Origin of the sequence: Pseudomonas sp. UBA5706 (genome assembly GCF_002419965.1) — a bacterium.
Classification (GTDB): Bacteria; Pseudomonadota; Gammaproteobacteria; order Pseudomonadales; family Pseudomonadaceae; genus Aquipseudomonas.
In genome coordinates this window covers 1-20,641 of record NZ_DIHC01000043.1, presented here as the reverse complement: position 1 = coordinate 20,641, position 20,641 = coordinate 1, and the positions used below count along the sequence as shown (strand labels likewise).

Here is a 20,641-nt window from a genome sequence, read left to right as displayed (position 1 = left end):
CGGCGGGCTTAGTGGGTTTTGGCTGGATCGGCCGCACTGGCCGCAGGCGCATTGTCATCAGCCTTGTCTGCGCCGGAACCCTCTGGCGCCAGCGCGTCCGCACCGGGCTTGAGCCCAGTCGGAGTGATTTTTTTGCGCGTCACTGCGGGTTGGTCGGTGTCGGTCACCCGGAAGCGCAATACGCCAATCATCTGGCCATCCTCCGTCAGCACCCTCACCTGCCACTTACCCAACACATCCGGCGGAAAATTCTGCTTATGGGTCCACGCCCTATAGCCTTCCTTGCGCCCACCGTGGATGTCCAGCGCGATTCGGTCGACCTCTTGGCCGTTATGGCGCCAAACATGGTAGATCCGTTCATCCAGACCCCGAGGGGCATTGATCGAGGTGTAGGCGTACAGGCCACTGCTGCGCAGTTGATTGACGCCGACCTCCTGAATGCTTTCGCCGGGGGTTCGGTTCTGATTGTCGAAGCGCGTGCTGACTGCCACTTCCGTTAGCCACAGCGTCGCCGGCGGCACCCAGGAGCGCAGCTGCCAGCCGGCGCCGCCGATGGCCAGGGTTAGAACCATCAGTCCCAGGCCGCGTTTCCAGTTGTTGACGGGGAAGCTTGAGGCCATGCTCGGAATGGACAGCACCATCGCGGTAATCAGCGCCAGCTTGTAACTTTCGGCGGTGGTGAGGTGCAGGATGATCGGCAACGCGGTGAGCAATGCCGCGAACAGGGTCAGGGTGTGCAGCGCCAGGAACAGCCAGCGGCGCGGTGCCAGCCATTTGTAGTACAGAGGATCGGTGATCGATACCAGCCCCGCCGCGCCCAATAAGCCGGTAAACGCAAGCTGTCCACTGTTCCAGGTGGTGGTGACGAAAAAGAACGGCAGCACGAAGAACAGACTTTCCTGATGGATCATCTGCGTGGCGTAACGCAGCAGGGGTTGAGGAATCTCGCGTTTGAACACCCTGGCGAAGAGCGCGACGGCGCTGTTTTCCACCATCAGCCAGACCCAGCTGATCAGCATGATCACCGCGATCCAGGTCGCGAGCTTGGCCTGGCGGTCCACCAGAATGAAGCTGCCGATGCCGGAGCAAAAACCGAAGAACGCAATCAGCCCCGGGTAACGCTTGATGAACTCCAGTACGCGCTGTACCAGGGAGCTGTGCATGATGGCGTTAAGGTCCGGCATTTCGGCGTTCACTTCGACTGAGGTGGAAAATCCTTGGGAGCATACCAATGCTCGAGAGATGCGGCTTGCTCTTGATTTTGCCAAAGGTCGCCGGGATGGGCGCCCTTGTAATAAAGGTCTTTTTGATTCTGCCGAAGGTGTAGGCGCTCGGCTTGCTGACGATTTGCCGGGAACCGGCAGTAAACCCTACACAGGCGGTGTATCTGATCACATACGATCGTATGCTCCCGCTGCTACGCAGCGGATCGCTTGCAAACAAGGCGCCTACGCCCTCCGGGCAGCCATCAAAAACGCCCGTCATCAGATTGATCTTTTTTTGTGCACTCGCCAGCGCCAGACGATCAGCAATATCACCAGCGCGGCCAACGCCAAACCGATCTCATACAACTCGTCATAGCTGAGCAACGGCTCTTCAACCCGTAGATACCCGGGCTGGGCCAGCATCTGCCGCATGGCGCGGTTAGCCAAGTCCAGGCTCACAGCACGTGTGCGCTTGGCAGGGTCTTCGAAACGGCCGTCTTCGTAATCGTTCAAGGCCCCCCAGTAGTAATCGGCCAGCGCGCTGTTGCCTTGCGTCGCCCATGCCTGTTTGGCGACCGTAGCTTGTTGCAGCCGGGCGAAGGTTGCCGGGTCCATGCCTTGCTTGCGCAATCGATCCAGCATTGAACGTACCGATGTCACTGCTGCATCGACCTGATCGCGATCCAGATCGGCATTCAAACTGAGAAAGCCGGTATCACCGAAAGCTTCGCGGTCGGCCCACGGGCCATAGGAATAACCTTTGTCCAGACGCAGTTCGCTGTACAACGCCCAGTCAAGGTATGCCTTCACCAGATCCCACGTCTCGTCATGCTGCTCGCCCATGTCCGGCTCGGGAAACAACAAGTGCAGCTTCGCTCCATCACCCAGTGCGCCGCGAATCAGCGTGCGCTCGGGGTCGGCTTTTTGAGTCATGGAGGCCAGCGGCGGGTGCTCGGTCGGCTCGACGGCGTTGAGCTGGCCAAACGTACGCTCAAGATAGGCTGGGAGCAGCTTGTCCAGGTCGCCGACGATGATCAGCGTCATGTTGTTGGACGCGTACCAGTTGTCATGGATGTTCTCGATCTGTGCCAGCGTCAGGTGCTCGACTTCCGGGCGCTCCGTACATTTAAGTCCCAGCTCGATCGCCAATTGGTTGCTGGCGCTATGCCCCAGGTCGCGCTTGTCCATCCAGCGCTGCAGGTGTGAATAATGGCCGCCGTCTTCGCGCTCCACAATACGTTTCACGGTATCCAGACTGGCCTGAGTGATCTGGGTATGAGTAAGCATACTGCGCAGCAGGTCCAGCACCTTGCGCTGGTTCTGCGCCGGTGCCTCGATCACGAATGTGGTGTCAGCGTTGCTGGTGAAGGCGTTCCATTCCCCACCCAGTACCTGCATCTGCTGCTCCAGCCCACCTTCGCCGGAATCGTCGATGCCACTGAACAACAGATGCTCCAACAGGTGCGGCAGTTCTTTGTCGGCGCACGGGAAGTCGTCGAAACCGATACCCACTATCAGGCGAATCGACACATGGCCCTTTTCAGCCGGTTTTAGCAATAGCTGCAAACCGTTAGGCAAGACATAGCCTTCTACCTGAAAACGGTCGATAGCCATGGATGAAAGGGACGTGAGGAATAGAAAAGCGAACAGCAGGCAACGCATAAAAACGGGCTTCCTTGCGGGCCGGTATGTGTAACAGACTGCCACCGGGCCTTGGCGTTCCCCCGATTATTCCGCTTGGCTTTCGCTGGACAATGCGCCGGTGTCGGTGGTTTCAAGCACGGCGTAGGCACTGCTGCAAAACAGCGAATTGAGTCGCTTCATGTCCGCAATCAACTCAAGGTGCAGGGAACTGGTCTCGATACTCTGCACGATTTTACGTTGCAGCCTGCTGACATGGGCGTGTGCCAGGCGTCGCTCCTGCGCCCGGAAACGACGCTTCTCACGCAGCAGTTGCCGCGCGCTTTCCGGGTCGCCACTGAGGAACACCGACAGGCCCAGGCGCAGGTTGGCCATCAGTTGCGTGTGCAGCCCGGAGAGTTCTTCCAGACCGACATCGGAAAAAGACCGGCGCTGCGAAGTCTTCTGTTGCTGGACCTTGCGCAGCATGCGCTCGATCAGCCCGCTGGCCAGTTCCAGGTTGATCGCCAGCTCAATGATTTCGGCCCAGCGACGGTTGTCTTGATCGCTGAGATCTTCACGTGGCATCTGCGCCAGATAAAGCTTAATGGCGTTGTACAGCACCTCGACGTCATCGTTCAGGCGGCGGACTTCCTGCGTCACGGCAGTCTGATTGCCGCGCAGCACTTCCTGCATCGCATTGAGCATGCTATCGATCAGATCCCCCATGCGCAGGGTTTCGCGCACGGCATTGGCCAGTGCAAGACTGGGCGTGGCCAGCGCCGTCAGGTCCAGATGGCGGGGTTTGGTCTGGCCGTTGATCTCGGCGGCTTGTGGCAGTAGCGATGCGCATAGCCGACCCATCGGCCCAACGGTGGGCAGCATGATCAGGCAGCGCAAGGAGTTGTAGATCACGTGGAAGCTGATCACCAGACTCGACGGGCTGACTTCCAGGGTTTCCATCCAATGCACCAACGGCGTGAGCACCGGGATGATCAGCAACAGGCCGATCAGTTTGTACAGCAGGCTGCCGAGGGCCACCTGGCGGCCTGCGACGTTCTGCATGCTGGTGCTGAGGAACGCCAGCAGGCCACTGCCGATGTTGGCGCCGATCACCAGACCGATCGCCACTGGCAAGCTGATGATTTCCGCTCCCGCAAGGGTCGCGGTCAGCAGGACGGCAGCAAGACTTGAGTAGGAGATCAGCGCGAACATGGCCCCGACCAAGGCGTCGAGCAAGATGTCGCCGGTCAGCGAAGCGAACAGCACCTTCACCCCCGCCGCCTGGGTGATTGGGGCTGCTGCAGTGACGATCAGTTGCAGCGCCAGAATGATCAACCCCAGGCCGATTCCGACGCGGCCAAGCTGGCCGATGCGCGTCTGTTTGCGCGAGAGAAAGAAAATCACGCCCAGGAAGATCAGCAGCGGCGAGAGCCACGACAGGTCGAACGTCAGGATGCGCGACATCACTGCGGTACCGACGTCGGCACCGAGCATGATCGCCAGGGCAGGCGTCAGCCCCATCAGGCTCTGACCCACGAAGGAAGTCACCAGCATTGCGGTTGCATTACTGCTTTGCACCACGGCGGTGACGAGAATTCCGGCGACAAAGGCCAGAGGACGTTTGGACATGTTTTGACTGAGTACGCGCCGCAATTGCGAGCCGTAGACACGCAGAATGCCCGTCCGAACGATGTGCGTACCCCAGATCAACAGCGCGACGGCGGAAAGCAAATCGAGCAGGGTCAGCATACGGAAAGCCCCCTGTTAATTGCCTGGCGGGCCAGAGTGGCCAACGCCCATTGGGCAAAAATTGAAAGTGCAGCATGTAGTGAGTGAAGGTGCCTGGCAGCGTTGCAGCAAGCACACTCAGCTAAAGCTTTTAGTCGGCTTGAAGCCGTATGGCCAGCATGGCACAGACGATTATTTCTTGAAACAAATCTGTCATGAATCAAGCGTTTGACCTGTCATGGCGGTGCCTGTACTACGCGCTATCAGCCTGCGTTGGTCGGCAAATAAAAACGGGGCATCCACAAGGCCCCCCTCTTAGCTGCGCTACGCATCGGTGGTTATTGACCCGCAACGTCCTCGCGAAGTTTCACAGGGGCTTTCGCGGCCTTCTTCTTGGCTATCGCTGTGCGCATCTTGATATTGATCGCCTCGACCGCCAGCGAGAACGCCATGGCGAAGTATACGTAGCCCTTGGGCACATGCACGTCGAAGGATTCGGCGATCAGCACCGTGCCAACGACGATCAGGAAGGATAACGCCAGCATTTTCAACGAAGGGTGTTTGTCGATGAAATCGCTGATCACGCCGGAGCAGAGCATCATGATCAGCACCGCCACGATGATCGCGGCTACCATCACCGGCACGTGGGAGACCATGCCGACCGCTGTGATCACCGAATCCAGCGAGAATACGATGTCGATGATGGCGATCTGAATGATGGTGTACAGGAACAGGCCGCCCTTGCCCTTGGGCTCGTCGATCTGCTCCTCTTCGCCTTCCATGCCGTGATAGATCTCCTGGGAGCTTTTCCACAGCAGGAACAGGCCACCGAAGAGCAGGATAAGGTCGCGACCGGAAATGCCTTGCCCCAACACGACGAAGAGGTCGTCGGTCAGGCGCATGACCCAGGTGATCGACAGCAGAAGCAGGATACGCGTAACCATCGCCAGTGCCAGACCGAAAATCCGCGTGCGCGGCTGCATCGCCTTGGGCATGCGGCTGACCAGGATCGAGATCATGATGATGTTGTCGATGCCCAGGACGATTTCAAGTGCGGTCAGGGTGAAGAAAGCAACCCAGATCTCGGGGTTAGTCAGCCATTCCATTAGGTTTTCCTTTGAGCTTGTCTGATCCTCGCTGCCGATTGCACGGCGGCGAGGAAATTATGTGCCTTATAGACTGCTGTACGCGGGGAATATCCCCATCAGCAGTGCGGCGATCAGGATGCATACGCAGACCAGCACGGCCCACTTGAGGGTAAAACGCTGATGATCGCCGAATTCGATACCCGCCAGGGCTACCAACAGATAGGTCGATGGAACCAGCGGGCTGAGCAAGTGGACGGGCTGGCCAACGATCGAGGCACGTGCCATTTCCACCGGGCTGATGCCGTAATGCGAGGCAGCTTCGGACAGCACCGGCAGGACGCCATAGTAGAACGCGTCGTTGGACATGAAGAACGTAAACGGCATGCTGACAAGCGCGGTAATGACCGCAAGATAGGGCCCCATCGCATCAGGAATCACCGCCAGCAGGCTCTTGGACATCGCGTCGACCATGCCGGTGCCAGACAGGATACCGGTGAAAATGCCTGCGGCGAAGATCAGGCCGACTACGGCCAGCACGCTGCCGGCATGCGCGGCGACCCGATCCTTCTGCGCTTGCAGGCACGGATAGTTGACGATCATGGCGATACTGAAGGCGATCATGAACAGCACGGGTAGCGGCAGCAGGCCCATGATCAGCGCAACCATCAGCGCCAGCGTTAGTACAGCGTTGAACCAGATCAGCCTGGGACGGCGCGCTTCGGGGAATTGCGAAACGCTGATCTCGCTGTGATCGAGCTCGTCACCCGGCAGGTGAAGCTCGCCCAGGCGCGCCCGTTCGCGTTTGCCATAGCAGTAGGCGATCACCATTATCGCGATTACACCGGCGAGCATTGCCGGAATCATAGGCACGAAGATGTCCGACGGATCGACGTGCAATGCGCTAGCGGCGCGAGCCGTCGGGCCGCCCCACGGGGTCATGTTCATCACCCCGCCGGCCAGAATGATCAAGCCGGCCATGATGCGCGGGCTCATGCCCAAGCGGCTGTACAGCGGCAGCATGGCGGCGACGCAGATCATGTAGGTCGTGGCGCCGTCGCCGTCCAGCGAGACCACCAGCGCCAGCACAGCGGTGCCGACCGATACTTTCACCGGATCGCCTTTGACCAGCTTGAGGATCTTGCGCACAGCCGGGTCGAACAGGCCGGAGTCGATCATCAGCGCGAAATAGAGAATGGCGAACATCAGCATCACGCCGGTGGGCGCGAGCTTGGTGATGCCGGCGAGCATCATGGGGCCGATGGCTGAAGCGAAACCACCGAACAGGGCAAAGACGATCGGCACGATGATCAAGGCAATCAGGGCCGAGAGGCGTTTGCTCATGATCAGGTACATGAAGGCGACGACCATGGCGAAGCCGAGGAAGGTCAACATAGAAATACTCCAGGCGTAACGCGACGTGAGAACGAACGATGCGAAGCAATCAGCTCGAGGAGAGCCGCGCATGGAGTCGGGGGGCGAACGAGGGGTGCAGCAAAGCAAAAGTGCGCATCAGAATCACCGAATTGTTGTTGTAGATGGGCCGGAACTTCGAAAAGTTTTGTCCTGGCTTGGCCGGTCTGTCGCCGGCGGTGGAGGGATGCTAAAGGTCTTAGCTTTCAGCCAGCTTTCGTTTCTGCCCGATGATCGATGTGGGAAAGATGAAGTAAAAGCGCGATGAGACAGTCAGACGTTAAACACGAACCGGAGAATGACCATGAGTGAGATGCACACCGGCGGCTGCCATTGCGGCAACCTGCGTTACCAGCTCGATGCGCCCTTGCATGACGTCGCTCATTGCCATTGCTCAATCTGCCGGCGCACTTCAGGTGGGATCGCCGTGACCTGGATTACTGTGCCGATAGACGTTTTCCAATGGACCGCGGGCAGTCCTGCGGCGTACGACTCCAGCCCCACGTGCGTGCGCTATTTCTGCAACAACTGTGGGGCGCAGGTTGCCTTGTTCACTCGCAACAGCCCGGAAACGATGGACGTCACCATTGCCACCCTTGACCATCCCGAACAGGCCCCGGCAGAGCGACACGTCTGGACCGCCAGCCGTTTGCCATGGCTGCACCTGGACGAGCATTTGCCCGCCGAGCCGGGCGAGGCCACTTAAGCTTGAGCGGGACGCGCCAGGGACTGCATATGCACTACATCTCTGTCGCCCCGCCCGCTGCCTTCGCGAGCTAGCTCGCTCCCACATACCCTTGCCGGACGCTGGCTTTCGGCTCATGCAGGACAGCAAGTCACTCGTGCGAGCAGGAGTTGCGACAACCCCACCGACCCTGTGGGAGCCACCGCAGGTTACGACGGTCGCGAAGAGGCTGGCATGCACTTTACCTTCGTCGCCTTTCGAGTAACCCCTTCCGGCAATCGTCAAGGCAACTCAAGCCCACCTGCTGCCTTGTGCAGCGCGCGTAAATGCTCTCCGACCTGCTTGAGGTTGTCTTCGGTGGCGGCAATTTCTGCAGCGCGGTCAGGGTCCAGCAGAGCCCTCACCTCAGTGTCCAGAGCACCGCTGAGCCGTTGCAGCTGTTTCTGCCGCTGGCTGCTCTCGGCTTCCAGGCGTTCCCACTCGCCCTCCTGCGGCAGGCCATATCCCCCGCTGCCTAACAATTCCGCCGGGCGACTGAGGAAGCCGCTGTTCGCCAGAATGTCCTGCAGCGTGCCGGTGGCCTGGGACACGCGGTTGTCCTTTTTCTCCACCGCGCTGAGATAGCGCTGCTTGACCTCATCCTGCGCCAGCAGCAACTGACGGCGCAGCCCTGCCTGTTCCAGCAGCAACATCGCTGCGCTGGTACGCAGATCCGCTTCGGCAAAATACGGTTGCCGATCCTTTGCAGGCAACGACAGCCAGTCTTCCACCGTCGTCTGCTTCACATCGGTAGTCTTGCGCAGCACTTCGAACATTGCCTGATAGCGATCACGATATGAGTCAAAGCGATAGCCCAACCGTAAGGCTTTCTTCGGGTCTTCCAGCACGCTGGTGTCCGCCAGTCCCCTGCCCTTTAGCACCTCCAGCAAGCCGTTGGGCATGATGCTGTCCAGACCGACAAGGCGCGGATCGTTGGTGCCGCTGCGCAGCAGTTTCAGATTTTCCACTGCGCAGTTATTGGACAGGAACCAGTAGTCGCCGTCGTACGCCCAGTGCATTTCGGCGGCATGCCGGACCAGTCCGTCAATCTGCTCGCGCGACAGCTTCAGCGGCACAGACGCCAGGCTGCGCAGTTCGGTCTTGGTGTACTCGTCGATGACCTGACCCAAAGGCAGCACGAACAGACGGGACGGATAGCCCCCGGTCAAACCGGCCCAGCTGGACAGTTGCAAATCGTTGACGAAGGCGCGATAGGACAGCACGAGGTGCTGATCCAGATCCAGACGACAGTCCGGCCCCCGCGGCCTTCCCGGTTTGCAGATCACCAGCCGCAGCATGCTGTGGCCCCAACGACTCACCAGATTCTGATTGGCTTCGGCCAGCAGATAATCGACTTCATACACGCGCTCCGGGTCGAGTTTGCCCAACGGCTCGCGGGCGAAATCGTTGCCGGCATTGAGGTAGGGGTAGAAAGTCGGGCATTCAGTTTTGTCGGCAGGCGCCCAGTCAAACAGCTTTTTGTAGTAGTCATACAGCGCAGGACGGCGACAGGCGTAAGCCGGATCGAGTAGGAAATACTCCATGTTCACGGCAACGAATTCCAGCGGAGTGCTGATTTCGTACATATCCGGGCTGCGTGCAACCTGGCCGTTACGCTCCTCGCGCTCCCCTCGCCGACCAACGTATTGCGGCCAGCCTGCGAGATCCAGCAGTCGCGGATCATCGCTCAAGGTGAAACGCCGCTGCGTCTGACCCCGACAGCTGTCGCGCAGCCCGATCTTGCCTACGCTTTTGCCCTGACGCGCACAAGCAATGATCAGCTTGCGATCTTCCGGCGACCACAACTGCGCGTGATCATAAATGTGCGTGAGTTCGTGCAGGACAGTGGCGATCATCTCCTCGCGCACAGTGCCATGGGGGCGATTGGTTCGAGTGGTGGCTGCACTGCCGTCGGTCAGACCCGCCAACAGGCGTTGATTCAGGTCTAGACGATAAGGCCCATCCGCACGCCCGTAGGCGTTGGAGGGCATATCGTCGGTCCAGTGGACTTCAACGTTGCGGTCGAGCTTGCTAACGAACATGGGCGGCAAGTGCGCCATGGCCTCGTCAAGCAAGGTCTGGCTGGCCTGCCGCTGCGCAGGGTTGAGCCCGTCGGTGTACAGCGACAGGCTCAGATCGGCGAAGGCGCTTGAGCAGATCAGCGAAAGCGCCGACGCCAGCAGCCAGGCGGCCAGACGTCTCACAGAGCGAGAATGGCTTCGGCCAGATCCTGATCAGTGGCGTCGCGGGCTTCGGGCAGTCGCTCGCGCAAGGTAACGAAGGCGGCGTCCAGACGCGCACCGTGAATATTGCCATTGCTGGCGACGTAACTAGCGGCGTCATCCTGAGCTTCGACAACCATCTTCCAGTTACGGACCGAAGACGTCGTGTCAGAGGTGAAATCGACGCTGCGGCCCAGCGCACGGACAACGATGTTACTGGTGGCTTTGAGGGTTTGCGCGTGCGCGACATCGGTCAGCAACAGCAGGCCGAGGGCGGCAGCGATCAGCGGGGTACGCATGTAACGTCTCCAAAATACAGGGATGCAAAAAAAGTGCTTATTGGACGAGGATTGCTTGCGCCAGTTCAAGGTCGCTTGCATGAAGTTTTGGAGAGGTTTGACGTAGGTATATCAAGGCCGACTCCAGCTGTGCTCCTCGCAGTTGGCCATCAGTGGCAATGAACGCTGCAGCATCATCCTGGGCGGCAAGTATCAGTTTGTTGTCGAAAGGCCCGGTCGTCACCTGACTGGTGGCGTACCCGCTTTTGATCAGGCTTTGTGTGGTTGTGTCGGATGCTTGAGCCTGGATGAGGCTTGCCAGGCTGGCAATCGCTGCAATCAACAGGCGAGACGATGAACGCATGAGTCTTCGGTATCAGCGAAACGAATCCCAAGGCTAGCGCAATGCCCCGACCAGAACCAGTGAAGGTGTCGGGGGCAAGCGATCAAACCTGTCAGCGCTGCTGAATCAGATCGCCAGAATCGCCTGAGCCAACTGGGCATCCGTAGCGCTTAGGCCTGGACTGATTTCGCGAATGTGCTGGAAGGCGCCTTCCAGACGGGAGCCTCGAATATCGCCCTGGCTGGCGACAAAGCTGGCAGCGTCGTCGCGGGCGGCCAGTACGATCTTGTCATCATGGAAGGAGGAGGAGATTTTCGACGTGGCGTTGGACGAAGCGTCCAATGCGCGAACCACGGTATCGGTGGTGACAACGAAGCTGGAAGCTTGGGCACCAGTGGCTGCAATCAGAAGAGCGGCTACGCCCAATAGGCTAAGACGAGACATGTATGAACTCCACAGGGAAACTGAAACTGCATGCGCAAACTGGCGAGTTGCTGAGCTTTCTCGCAAGCGGTGAACAAAGATAGTGGCAAGACTAACGCAACCACCTGCTACGGACTAGCAGTGAGGATTGCCATTAAGCTTGTTTTAGCGACTATCAGCCTGGGCGGTCTGACTGTACTGGTGTTGATTTAATATAAGCAAACTGTGCCGATAGCGCGTGGGTTATCTCTTGGGTCACGCTCTGAATGTGAGGACGTGTCGGGGCCGGCCTGACTGCTTCTTGTGCTATCGCTCGATAAGAATTCACAACTGCTAAAACGGCAAAACCCGTCCACAGTTGCCTGCGACGGGTTTTGGTTGAACAATTCGGGTTGCTGGCGAGCGGCGCGTGGCCTGAACCAGCAGACGCTAATTTAGCGCCAGAACGGCTTGCTCAGCTCTTCGTAACGCTGGGATTCGCTGATACCGGCATCAGCCAGCAGACGAGCATCCAGACGGGCCAGCTGATGGCGACTGGACAGACGACGCTGCCACAGCATCAGATTGGCGAACATACGCAGCGGCAACGAGGCTTTAGCGGATTTTGCGGTTTCTTCGTAGAACAGTTCGGAACTGACTGTGCGTTCCATGATGCTTCTTCCTTCCGCTTGTGGCGGGATTAGAGAGTGACTTGATTGGTGCCAATCTTCCTCTCGTTCCCCGCGTCGCTCCAGACACAGTTCACTTGTATTGCGCTGCTCCAGTTAATTGTAAGCGCCCACTGTTTTGTTCCCAAATAGGGCAACTGTACCGGTAAGCACCAATTCAGTGCGTTTTGTGTGGTGAAATGGTGAAAAGAGCATTTTCATGGCCTGATTTAACCGGTACAGCAGCACAGTTTTCGTCGGTAATGACGGCAGCGATTGAAAAGTGCAGCCGCAAGTCCGTCCCCAGCGGCGAACTGTTTTGTCACACTGCCAGCATACGCCCAGTTTCCTCCAGATTAAGGTGCCAACTCAGCGCGTCCCGCAGCACGTGAGGCGTATGACCACCCAAGGCACAGGCCCTTCTGAAATAGTCGTTCAACGCCTCGCGATAAGCCGGATGAACACAGTTGTCGATGATCACGCGGGCGCGCTCGCGGGGTGCCAGGCCGCGCAGATCGGCCAGTCCCTGTTCGGTCACGAGGATATCGACATCGTGCTCGGTGTGATCCACGTGACTGACCATGGGCACGACGCTGGAGATGGCGCCTCCTTTGGCAATCGATTTGGTGACGAAAATCGCGAGGTGCGCGTTCCTGGCGAAATCTCCAGAGCCTCCAATCCCGTTCATCATCCGGGTTCCGCAAACGTGGGTGGAGTTGACGTTGCCATAAAGGTCAAATTCCAACGCTGTGTTGATCCCGATGATGCCCAGGCGTCTTACCACCTCAGGATGATTGGATATCTCTTGAGGGCGCAGTAGCAGTCTGGGTTTGTATTGCTCCAGGTTGTTGAAGACCGCGGCGTGCTTGCGTTCGGACAGGGTGATCGAGCTACCCGAGGCAAAATCCAGCTTGCCGGCTTCGAACAGGTCGAAAGTGGAATCCTGCAGCACTTCGGAATACATGGCCATGCCATGGAATGGCGAATCGATAAGGCCCATCATTACTGCATTGGCGATGGTACCGACGCCTGCCTGCAGGGGCATCAGGTGGTTGGTAAGGCGGTTCTGGCGCACCTCGCTTTTGAAAAACTCCACCAGATGCCCGGCGATCGCCTGTGTGTCGGTATCAGCGGGCAGTACAGTTGAAGGTGAGTCGGTCTGATCGCTGAATACGATGCCGACGATTTTCGCAGGATCGATTTTAACCGCGTGGCCGCCGATTCGGCTGTCTGCCCTGAGCACCGGTATGGGCATACGCGTAGGGCGGTAGGTTGGAATATAGATGTCGTGCAACCCCTCAAGCTCAAGGGACTGCGCTGTGTTGATCTCGACGATCACTTTTTCGGCAAGGATCGCAAAGCTCGCCGAGTTACCAACCGAAGTGCTCAGCACCAGGTGCCCTTCTTCAGTAATCGCCACGCATTCGATTACCGCGATGTCTACCGACTTGATCTGATGGTTACGCAACTGCTCTACGGTATCGGACAGATGCTGATCGATGAACATCACAGACCCGTCATTGATGGCCTTGCGCAGGGTGCTGTCGACCTGAAACGGCATACGGCGGGATAACACACCGGCTTCCGTCAACTGCTTGTCGAGGTCGTTGCCCAGGCTGGCGCCGGTCATCAGGCTTATCTTCAATGGAGTGACCTTCGCAAGCTCTGCCAATGCCCTCGGTACGGCCTTCGCCTCGCCGGCGCGGGTGAACCCGCTCATACCGACGGTCATGCCGTTCTTGATCAGCGTAGCGGCATCGGCCGCGCTCATTACCTTGCTCATTAAAGAAGGCAGGCGAATACGTTCACGGTGCATGTTTTTTATCTCGAGACGAAGATGCAAGCGCCCAAGTTTAGAGGCTTGAATTTTTTTCGTCCCGCGACCAAGGTCGCATTCGCGAGCGCTAATTAGACGGTTTCACGGCAAATCACTTTTACCCCAAAAGTAAAAACCCCCGACCGATACACGCGCCGAGGGTTTTTTAATCTGCTGACGAAAGTCTTCAGTCCACCGCTTTAACCATGTCTTCGATGACTTTCTTGGCGTCGCCGAACACCATCATGGTCTTGTCCAGGTAGAACAACTCGTTGTCCAGGCCAGCGTAACCACTGGCCATTGAGCGCTTGTTGACGATGATAGTCTTGGCCTTGAAGGCCTCGAGGATCGGCATGCCAGCGATGGGCGACTTCGGATCGTTCTTCGCCGCCGGGTTGACCACGTCATTGGCGCCGAGCACCAGCACTACATCGGCCTGGCCGAACTCGGAGTTGATGTCTTCCATCTCGAACACCTGGTCGTAAGGCACCTCCGCCTCGGCCAGTAGAACGTTCATATGGCCAGGCATCCGGCCGGCAACCGGATGGATCGCATACTTCACGGTCACACCGGCGTGGGTCAGCTTCTCGGTCAACTCTTTAAGCGCATGCTGCGCCCGCGCGACTGCAAGGCCGTAGCCCGGAACGATGATCACGGTGTCGGCGTTGGTCAAGAGGAAGGTCGCATCATCGGCCGAGCCGGACTTCACGGGACGAGCTTCTTTAGCGCCGCCGGTTGCGTCCACATCTGGCGCGCTGCCGAAACCGCCGCCGATCACGTTGAAGAACGAGCGGTTCATGGCCTTGCACATGATGTAGGAGAGGATCGCACCAGACGAACCCACCAGGGAGCCTGCGATGATCAGCATCGAGTTGTTGAGCGAAAAGCCGATACCGGCTGCCGCCCACCCCGAATAACTGTTGAGCATCGATACCACGACCGGCATATCAGCGCCGCCAATAGGGATGATCAGCAGTACGCCGATGACGAACGCCAGGATCAGCATGACGCTGAACGCGAACAGGCTGCCGGTGAGCATGAAAGTTGCGCCGAAGAACAGCGTCGCCAGACCCAGGATCAGGTTGAGCTTGTGCTGTCCGGCGAACTGTACGGGAGCGCCCTGAAACAGACGGAATTTGTACTTTCCAGACAGTTTGCCGAAAGCGATGACCGAGCCTGAGAAGGTGATCGCGCCGATCGCAGCACCCAGAAACAGCTCCAGACGGTTACCGGTCGGGATCGAATCGCCCAGGTGCTGAACGATGCCCAGTGACTGAGGCTCGACCACTGCGGCAATGGCGATGAACACTGCGGCCAGACCGATCATGCTATGCATAAATGCGACCAGTTCCGGCATCTTGGTCATTTCCACGCGCTTGGCCATGATCGAACCGGCTGTGCCGCCGACCAGCAGGCCCACGATGATGTAGCCGATGCCCGCGCTGGCGCCGTCGGTGGATAGCGCCGCCAGCTTGAACACCAGGCCGATGGTGGTCAGCACAGCCAGGCCCATGCCGAGCATACCGAACAGGTTGCCTCGACGGGACGTTGTCGGATGCGACAGGCCTTTGAGTGCCTGGATGAAGCAGATCGCCGAGACGAGGTACAACAGAGTGACGAGATTCATGCTCATTACTTGGCATCCTCAGCTTTGGCTTTCGGAGCCTTTTTCTTGAACATTTCCAACATGCGACGGGTGACAAGGAAGCCCCCGAACACGTTGACTGCCGCCAGTGCCACGGCCAGGGTGCCCATGGTTTTGCCCAGTGGAGTCACGGTCAGTGCGGCAGCTAGCATGGCGCCGACAATAACGATGGCCGAGATGGCGTTGGTCACGGCCATCAGCGGTGTGTGCAGCGCAGGAGTAACGTTCCAGACCACGTGGTAGCCGACGTAAATCGCCAGCACGAAGATGATCAGGTTGTAGACGCCGTGAGAAATCAGCATGTCTTCCATTGTTTTATCCTCAGCCGTTCTTGCGGACTGTCTGGCCGTCGCGGCACATCAGGCACGCGGCGACGATGTCGTCTTCGAGGTTGATCTCGAACTGGCCTTCCTTGGTGAAGATCAGCTTCATGAAGTCCAGCAGGTTGCGTGCATACAGCGCCGATGCGTCGGCAGCCACCATAGCGGGTAGGTTGGTATGGCCGACAATGGTCACGCCATGCTCGATAACCACTTGATCGGCCACGGTCAGCGGGCAGTTGCCGCCCTGTGCCGCCGCGAGGTCGATGACCACCGAGCCCGGTTTCATTTGCGAGACGGTTTCAGCGCTCAATAGCACGGGCGCTTTACGGCCGGGAATCAACGCGGTGGTGATTACGATGTCAGCTTGTTTGGCACGCTCGTGGACCGCGACCGCCTGACGCTGCATCCAGCTGGCGGGCATCGGGCGCGCATAACCGCCGACGCCGACAGCTGCTTCGCGCTCTTCGTCAGTCTCGTAAGGCACGTCGACGAACTTGGCGCCCAGCGACTCGATCTGTTCCTTCACTGCAGGGCGTACATCGGACGCCTCGATCACTGCACCAAGGCGCTTGGCCGTGGCGATGGCCTGCAGGCCGGCAACGCCCGCCCCGAGGATCAGCACCCGTGCAGCCTTCACCGTACCGGCGGCGGTCATCAGCATCGGCATGAAGCGCGGATAGTGATGCGCGGCCAGCAATACCGATTTGTAACCGGCAATGTTGGCTTGCGAAGAAAGCACATCGAGACTTTGCGCGCGGGAAGTCCGCGGAGCTGCTTCGAGGGCGAACGCGGTGATGCCCCGCTCGGCCATCTTGGCGATGATCTCGTTGTTGAACGGGTTGAGCATCCCGATGACAACGGTCCCGCTCTTGAGCAGAGCCAACTCGCTGTCACTGGGTGCGACGACCTTTAGGATCAGCTCGGCGCTGAAGGCGTCGGCGGCGCTGCCGATCGAAGCACCTGCTGCTTCATAGGCACTGTCCGTGACACTCGCGCTAATGCCGGCGCCTGTCTGGACGGTGACCTTATGACCTTGGCCAATGAGTTTCTTGATGGTTTCCGGAGTTGCAGCAACCCGAGTTTCACCGGACTGGGTTTCTAGAGGGACACCAATGTGCACGTCAAAATCTCCTGCGTGATCTTCTTATCTTTAAAAAGTAGGCCAGCGCACTGCGGATGGTACGTCTGGGGCAGCGATCACCACGTCCCCACCAGAAAAGGCAGGGGCGCGGCATTTTGCAGGCGGAATAGGGGGGCTTCAAGGAATTCTGTAACGCGACGTGTAATTAACTACAAGTCACCCTGTGACCGTTTGACGCAACAATTCGCTGAGAGCCTTATGGTTAAAGGCGTTCATCGATATTTTATAAGTTTTCAGTTTTTTTGCTGTTCAGCGTAAGTCCAGAGGTCAATCATGCTGAAAGCCACGGTGCGCGCAGCCTTTAGCCTGTTTTTGATTAACAACAGGTGTGTTGCTTAAATGCGACATATCTGGATATATGTAGTCAAAATAAATATATAACTACACGATCGGGTGTTGCACTGACATTCCGTAGATCACGGCAGGGCATAGCTCTCAGCCTGCTGTACAAGCCAGTCTCGAAAGGCTTTCAAGGACGCCGACTCTACTTTTCGTTCAGGAATCATCAGGTAGTAGGCTTTCACGCTCGATAGCGCCTGGGAATTAGCCACGATCAGACGCCTTTCGGCGAGTTCGCGCTGTATCAAAAAGGGCGGGATCAACGCTACGCCCATGTCGTGCATGGCCGCTTGGGAGAGCATGGAAAATAATTCATATCGCGGACCAGTCATGTCGCGCGCAACGCTCATGTCCATTGCGCTGAACCATTGACGCCATGCGTAGGGTCTTGTCGTTTGCTGCAACAAGGGCATTTCGGACAATTCGCGAGCGCTCAAATGGTCCTTATCGCCCAGCAAAACGGGACTGCAAACCGGCATGGGGTTTTCGCTCATCAATCGATGGGACTGCGTACCTGACCAATCGGCATCTCCAAAGTAGATGGCGGCGTCGAACTCGGTATCTGCAAACAGGAAAGGCCGCGTGCGGTTAGTCAGGTTGATGGTCACGCCAGGGTTTAGCTGCTGAAAGTCTTTCAAGCGAGGCAATAGCCACTGGGTGCCAAAGGTTGGAACCACGGCGAGCTCAATCACGTTTGCGCCCTGATGGCCCATCACCGACAGTGTGTCCCGCTCCACAGCGTCGAGCTGTGTGGCAACGCGGCGACTGTAGGAAAGCCCGGCCTCGGTCAATTTCACTCCCCGGCGCGAGCGTCGGAAAAGTTCGACGTTGAGGAACTCCTCAAGGCTGCCAATCTGTCGGCAGATTGCGCTCTGGGTGAGCGAGAGTTCTTCGGCAGCCTTGGTAAAACTTTCGTGACGGGCAGCCGCCTCGAAGCTAACCAATGCGGCGGTGCTCGGAATCTTGCGGCGCATGTACATGAACCTCACTCGTCAGCCATTAATACGGGCCAGTCTCCTGTTTCGGAGTGAGAAATTAGCACAATGCTATGCGAAATCCTCGTTTGTCCTGTTGCCCAGCCACGCCTAGGATCAGTCCACGACTTTCCTGGCTTGGTCCGGGATACCATTTCGCGAGGAGAAGATCATGGGTCCCAAGGCAAGCTTTAACTGGATCGATCCACTGCTACTGGATCAGCAGCTCACCGAAGAGGAGCGCATGGTTCGTGATAGCGCCGAGCAGTTCGCCCAGGACAAACTCGCGCCCCGCGTCCTGGAAGCGTTCCGTCATGAGCACACCGATCCGGCGATTTTCCGTGAGATGGGTGAAGTCGGCCTGCTGGGCGCGACCATCCCGGAGCAATACGGCGGCAGCGGCCTGAACTACGTGTGTTACGGCCTGATCGCCCGTGAAGTCGAGCGTATCGACTCTGGCTACCGCTCGATGATGAGTGTGCAGTCTTCGCTGGTGATGGTGCCGATCAACGAATTTGGTACCGAGGCGCAGAAACAGAAGTATCTGCCCAAGCTGGCATCTGGCGAATGGATCGGCTGCTTCGGTCTTACCGAGCCTAACCACGGCTCCGATCCGGGCGCCATGATCACCCGCGCCAGGAAAGTCGACGGCGGGTATCGCCTGACCGGAAGCAAAATGTGGATCACCAACAGTCCTATTGCTGACGTATTCGTCGTCTGGGGTAAAGACGATGCAGGTGATATCCGCGGCTTCGTGCTGGAGAAAGGCTGGCAGGGTCTGAGTGCTCCTGCGATTCACGGCAAGGTTGGTTTGCGTGCGTCGATAACCGGTGAGATCGTGATGGACAACGTATTCGTGCCTGAAGAGAACATCTTCCCCGATGTGCGCGGTCTTAAAGGCCCCTTTACCTGCCTGAACTCCGCACGCTACGGCATCTCCTGGGGAGCGCTGGGTGCTGCGGAGTTCTGCTGGCACACCGCGCGTCAGTACACGCTGGATCGTCAGCAGTTCGGTCGTCCGTTAGCAGCCAATCAGCTGATTCAGAAGAAGCTTGCCGACATGCAAGCTGAAATCACGCTCGCGCTGCAAGGCTGCTTGCGTCTTGGGCGCATGAAGGATGAAGGCACGGCCGCCGTGGAAATCACTTCGATTATGAAGCGCAATTCCTGCGGCAAGTCCCTGGACATTGCGCGGATGGCCCGGGACATGCTCGGCGGCAACGGCATCTCCGACGAGTTCGGAATTGCCCGTCATCTGGTCAACCTGGAAGTGGTGAATACCTATGAAGGGACCCACGACGTACATGCATTGATCCTCGGGCGTGCGCAGACCGGCATCCAGGCTTTCTATTAAGGAGCTGGTCATGGGCGCGTTATCGCATTTGCGTGTGCTGGACCTCTCTCGAGTGCTGGCCGGGCCATGGGCCGGGCAGATTCTCGCGGACCTTGGTGCCGACGTGATCAAGATTGAGCGCCCAGGCAATGGCGACGACACCCGTGCTTGGGGGCCTCCTTTCCTGAGGGACCCTCGCGGCGAGAATACCTCTGAAGCCGCCTATTACCTGTCTGCGAATCGCAACAAGCAGTCGGTCACCATCGACTTTACGCGTGCCGAAGGTCAGAAGCTGGTGCGCGAGCTGGCAGCGAAGTCCGATATCGTGATCGAAAACTTCAAGGTCGGTGGGCTTAAAGCCTATGGTCTGGATTACGAGTCGTTGCATGCCGAGAATCCGAGACTGATCTACTGCTCTATCACCGGCTTCGGTCAAACCGGCCCCTATGCGAGGCGCGCGGGTTATGACTTCATGATTCAAGCACTTGGCGGGCTAATGAGCCTGACCGGGCGCCCTGAAGGTGAGGACGGTGCCGGACCGGTGAAGGTAGGTGTAGCGCTGACCGACATTCTGACCGGACTGTACTCGACGTCTGCAATTTTGGCGGCCCTGGCCCATCGTGATCAGGGGGGTGATGGCCAGCACATCGATATGGCGTTGCTCGACGTGCAGGTTGCCTGCCTGGCAAACCAGGCGATGAACTATCTGACGACCGGAACGCCGCCGCGGCGATTGGGTAACGCTCATCCCAACATCGTGCCGTACCAGGACTTTCCTACAGCCGACGGTGACTTCATCCTCACCGTGGGCAATGACAGTCAGTTCCGCAAGTTCGCGGAAGTTGCGGGACAACCTCAGTGGGCGGACGACCCGCGTTTTGCTACCAATAAGCAACGTGTAGCATATCGGGTGGAGCTGATCCCGCTCATCCGGCAGGCCACTGTGTTTAAAACCACAGCCGAATGGGTTTCAGCGTTGGAGCGTGCTGGCGTTCCCTGCGGCCCGATCAATGATGTGGCGCAGGTGTTTGCAGATCCTCAGGTGCAGGCGCGTGGGCTCAGGCTCGATTTGCCGCACGCGTTGGGAGGGACGGTGCCGCAGGTTGCAAGCCCGATACGGTTGTCAGAGACGCCCGTTGAATATCGACGAGCACCCCCTCTGCTGGGTGAGCATACGTTGGAGGTGTTGTCGGGTGTCTTGGGGCTGTCTGAACAGGCCGTCATGACGCTTCGCGAGACCGGGGTGATATAGCCGCCTTCGCTATATGGAAGGTGCTTGTCGACTGTCTATATAAACAGAAGGAACCGTTTGAATTCCCTGAAGTTTTAAGTTTTCCATCGAAAATTAAAATTAGGTGTTGACGCCCCTCTGGATGTGT

Annotated in this window: 18 protein-coding genes; 3 read left to right on the top strand and 15 right to left on the bottom strand. The window is 58.3% G+C overall.

The window, feature by feature from the left end; translation table 11 throughout:
• Positions 1-8 precede the first annotated feature (8 nt).
• From B3I26_RS20895 to B3I26_RS20875, 5 genes are all read right to left on the bottom strand, one after another.
• Complete coding sequence (locus B3I26_RS20895; RefSeq protein WP_296260434.1) at positions 9-1,184, bottom strand: DUF5924 family protein; 1,176 nt, start codon at positions 1,182-1,184, stop codon at positions 9-11.
• 300 nt (positions 1,185-1,484) lie between these two features.
• A complete protein-coding gene (locus B3I26_RS20890) occupies positions 1,485-2,867 on the bottom strand; it encodes a M16 family metallopeptidase (protein ID WP_296260433.1) in 1,383 nt (460 codons plus the stop codon).
• 66 nt (positions 2,868-2,933) lie between these two features.
• Positions 2,934-4,577, bottom strand: a complete 1,644-nt coding sequence (locus tag B3I26_RS20885; RefSeq protein WP_296260431.1) for a Na/Pi cotransporter family protein — start codon at positions 4,575-4,577, stop codon at positions 2,934-2,936.
• A 317-nt stretch (positions 4,578-4,894) separates the two neighbouring features.
• Positions 4,895-5,662 (bottom strand): TerC family protein, encoded by a 768-nt coding sequence (locus B3I26_RS20880; RefSeq protein WP_296260430.1) that lies wholly within the window; start codon positions 5,660-5,662, stop codon positions 4,895-4,897.
• A gap of 66 nt (positions 5,663-5,728) precedes the next feature.
• Positions 5,729-7,036: a CitMHS family transporter gene (locus tag B3I26_RS20875; protein ID WP_296260429.1), complete on the bottom strand. Its 1,308-nt coding sequence runs from the start codon at positions 7,034-7,036 to the stop codon at positions 5,729-5,731.
• Positions 7,037-7,358: 322 nt separating this feature from the next.
• On the opposite strand from B3I26_RS20875, the gene B3I26_RS20870 reads away from it, so the two are divergent.
• Positions 7,359-7,760 carry a GFA family protein gene (locus tag B3I26_RS20870; RefSeq protein WP_296260428.1) on the top strand — a complete coding sequence of 134 codons (402 nt, stop codon included), beginning with the start codon at positions 7,359-7,361 and terminating at the stop codon, positions 7,758-7,760.
• Between the two features lie 260 nt (positions 7,761-8,020).
• On the opposite strand, the gene B3I26_RS20865 is transcribed toward B3I26_RS20870, so the two are convergent.
• The 10 genes from B3I26_RS20865 to B3I26_RS20820 all read right to left on the bottom strand — a co-directional run bounded on the left by B3I26_RS20865 (position 8,021) and on the right by B3I26_RS20820 (position 17,929).
• Positions 8,021-9,982 carry a DUF4105 domain-containing protein gene (locus tag B3I26_RS20865; RefSeq protein ID WP_296260427.1) on the bottom strand — a complete coding sequence of 654 codons (1,962 nt, stop codon included), beginning with the start codon at positions 9,980-9,982 and terminating at the stop codon, positions 8,021-8,023.
• Positions 9,979-10,299: a DUF2388 domain-containing protein gene (locus B3I26_RS20860; RefSeq protein ID WP_296260426.1), complete on the bottom strand. Its 321-nt coding sequence runs from the start codon at positions 10,297-10,299 to the stop codon at positions 9,979-9,981. The genes B3I26_RS20865 and B3I26_RS20860 overlap by 4 nt, the downstream gene beginning before the upstream one ends.
• A gap of 37 nt (positions 10,300-10,336) precedes the next feature.
• Positions 10,337-10,642: a DUF2388 domain-containing protein gene (locus B3I26_RS20855; protein WP_296260425.1), complete on the bottom strand. Its 306-nt coding sequence runs from the start codon at positions 10,640-10,642 to the stop codon at positions 10,337-10,339.
• 105 nt (positions 10,643-10,747) lie between these two features.
• Positions 10,748-11,065, bottom strand: a complete 318-nt coding sequence (locus B3I26_RS20850; protein WP_296260424.1) for a DUF2388 domain-containing protein — start codon at positions 11,063-11,065, stop codon at positions 10,748-10,750.
• 413 nt (positions 11,066-11,478) lie between these two features.
• Positions 11,479-11,694: a DUF1127 domain-containing protein gene (locus tag B3I26_RS20845; RefSeq protein WP_110951788.1), complete on the bottom strand. Its 216-nt coding sequence runs from the start codon at positions 11,692-11,694 to the stop codon at positions 11,479-11,481.
• Positions 11,695-12,013: 319 nt separating this feature from the next.
• Positions 12,014-13,507 carry an acetyl-CoA hydrolase/transferase family protein gene (locus tag B3I26_RS20840; protein WP_296260420.1) on the bottom strand — a complete coding sequence of 498 codons (1,494 nt, stop codon included), beginning with the start codon at positions 13,505-13,507 and terminating at the stop codon, positions 12,014-12,016.
• 187 nt (positions 13,508-13,694) lie between these two features.
• On the bottom strand, positions 13,695-15,140 hold the full coding sequence (locus B3I26_RS20835) for an NAD(P)(+) transhydrogenase (Re/Si-specific) subunit beta (protein WP_296260418.1): 1,446 nt from the start codon (positions 15,138-15,140) through the stop codon (positions 13,695-13,697).
• Positions 15,140-15,463 (bottom strand): NAD(P) transhydrogenase subunit alpha, encoded by a 324-nt coding sequence (locus B3I26_RS20830; protein ID WP_120128378.1) that lies wholly within the window; start codon positions 15,461-15,463, stop codon positions 15,140-15,142. Before B3I26_RS20830 ends, B3I26_RS20835 begins: the two co-directional genes overlap by 1 nt.
• Positions 15,464-15,473: 10 nt before the next feature.
• Positions 15,474-16,595, bottom strand: a complete 1,122-nt coding sequence (locus B3I26_RS20825) for a Re/Si-specific NAD(P)(+) transhydrogenase subunit alpha (RefSeq protein WP_296260413.1) — start codon at positions 16,593-16,595, stop codon at positions 15,474-15,476.
• A 437-nt stretch (positions 16,596-17,032) separates the two neighbouring features.
• Positions 17,033-17,929 carry a LysR family transcriptional regulator gene (locus tag B3I26_RS20820; protein WP_296260411.1) on the bottom strand — a complete coding sequence of 299 codons (897 nt, stop codon included), beginning with the start codon at positions 17,927-17,929 and terminating at the stop codon, positions 17,033-17,035.
• Positions 17,930-18,101: 172 nt separating this feature from the next.
• Here B3I26_RS20820 and B3I26_RS20815 point away from each other — a divergent pair, with 172 nt between their 5' ends.
• Both B3I26_RS20815 and B3I26_RS20810 read left to right on the top strand, forming a co-directional pair.
• Positions 18,102-19,283 (top strand): acyl-CoA dehydrogenase, encoded by a 1,182-nt coding sequence (locus B3I26_RS20815; RefSeq protein ID WP_296260410.1) that lies wholly within the window; start codon positions 18,102-18,104, stop codon positions 19,281-19,283.
• A gap of 10 nt (positions 19,284-19,293) precedes the next feature.
• A complete protein-coding gene (locus B3I26_RS20810) occupies positions 19,294-20,514 on the top strand; it encodes a CaiB/BaiF CoA transferase family protein (protein WP_296260409.1) in 1,221 nt (406 codons plus the stop codon).
• Positions 20,515-20,641 lie beyond the last annotated feature (127 nt).

Excerpts from the sequence above, each read along its gene's own strand:
- B3I26_RS20895 (WP_296260434.1), bottom strand. The coding sequence starts at position 1,184 with ATGCCGGACCTTAACGCCATCATGCACAGCTCCCTGGTACAGCGCGTA.
- B3I26_RS20850 (WP_296260424.1), bottom strand. The coding sequence starts at position 11,065 with ATGTCTCGTCTTAGCCTATTGGGCGTAGCCGCTCTTCTGATTGCAGCC.
- B3I26_RS20890 (WP_296260433.1), bottom strand. The coding sequence starts at position 2,867 with ATGCGTTGCCTGCTGTTCGCTTTTCTATTCCTCACGTCCCTTTCATCC.
- B3I26_RS20810 (WP_296260409.1), top strand. The coding sequence starts at position 19,294 with ATGGGCGCGTTATCGCATTTGCGTGTGCTGGACCTCTCTCGAGTGCTG.
- B3I26_RS20845 (WP_110951788.1), bottom strand. The coding sequence starts at position 11,694 with ATGGAACGCACAGTCAGTTCCGAACTGTTCTACGAAGAAACCGCAAAA.
- B3I26_RS20840 (WP_296260420.1), bottom strand. The coding sequence starts at position 13,507 with ATGCACCGTGAACGTATTCGCCTGCCTTCTTTAATGAGCAAGGTAATG.
- B3I26_RS20860 (WP_296260426.1), bottom strand. The coding sequence starts at position 10,299 with ATGCGTACCCCGCTGATCGCTGCCGCCCTCGGCCTGCTGTTGCTGACC.
- B3I26_RS20820 (WP_296260411.1), bottom strand. The coding sequence starts at position 17,929 with ATGCGCCGCAAGATTCCGAGCACCGCCGCATTGGTTAGCTTCGAGGCG.
- B3I26_RS20835 (WP_296260418.1), bottom strand. The coding sequence starts at position 15,140 with ATGAGCATGAATCTCGTCACTCTGTTGTACCTCGTCTCGGCGATCTGC.
- B3I26_RS20830 (WP_120128378.1), bottom strand. The coding sequence starts at position 15,463 with ATGGAAGACATGCTGATTTCTCACGGCGTCTACAACCTGATCATCTTC.
- B3I26_RS20855 (WP_296260425.1), bottom strand. The coding sequence starts at position 10,642 with ATGCGTTCATCGTCTCGCCTGTTGATTGCAGCGATTGCCAGCCTGGCA.
- B3I26_RS20885 (WP_296260431.1), bottom strand. The coding sequence starts at position 4,577 with ATGCTGACCCTGCTCGATTTGCTTTCCGCCGTCGCGCTGTTGATCTGG.
- B3I26_RS20815 (WP_296260410.1), top strand. The coding sequence starts at position 18,102 with ATGGGTCCCAAGGCAAGCTTTAACTGGATCGATCCACTGCTACTGGAT.
- B3I26_RS20880 (WP_296260430.1), bottom strand. The coding sequence starts at position 5,662 with ATGGAATGGCTGACTAACCCCGAGATCTGGGTTGCTTTCTTCACCCTG.
- B3I26_RS20875 (WP_296260429.1), bottom strand. The coding sequence starts at position 7,036 with ATGTTGACCTTCCTCGGCTTCGCCATGGTCGTCGCCTTCATGTACCTG.
- B3I26_RS20870 (WP_296260428.1), top strand. The coding sequence starts at position 7,359 with ATGAGTGAGATGCACACCGGCGGCTGCCATTGCGGCAACCTGCGTTAC.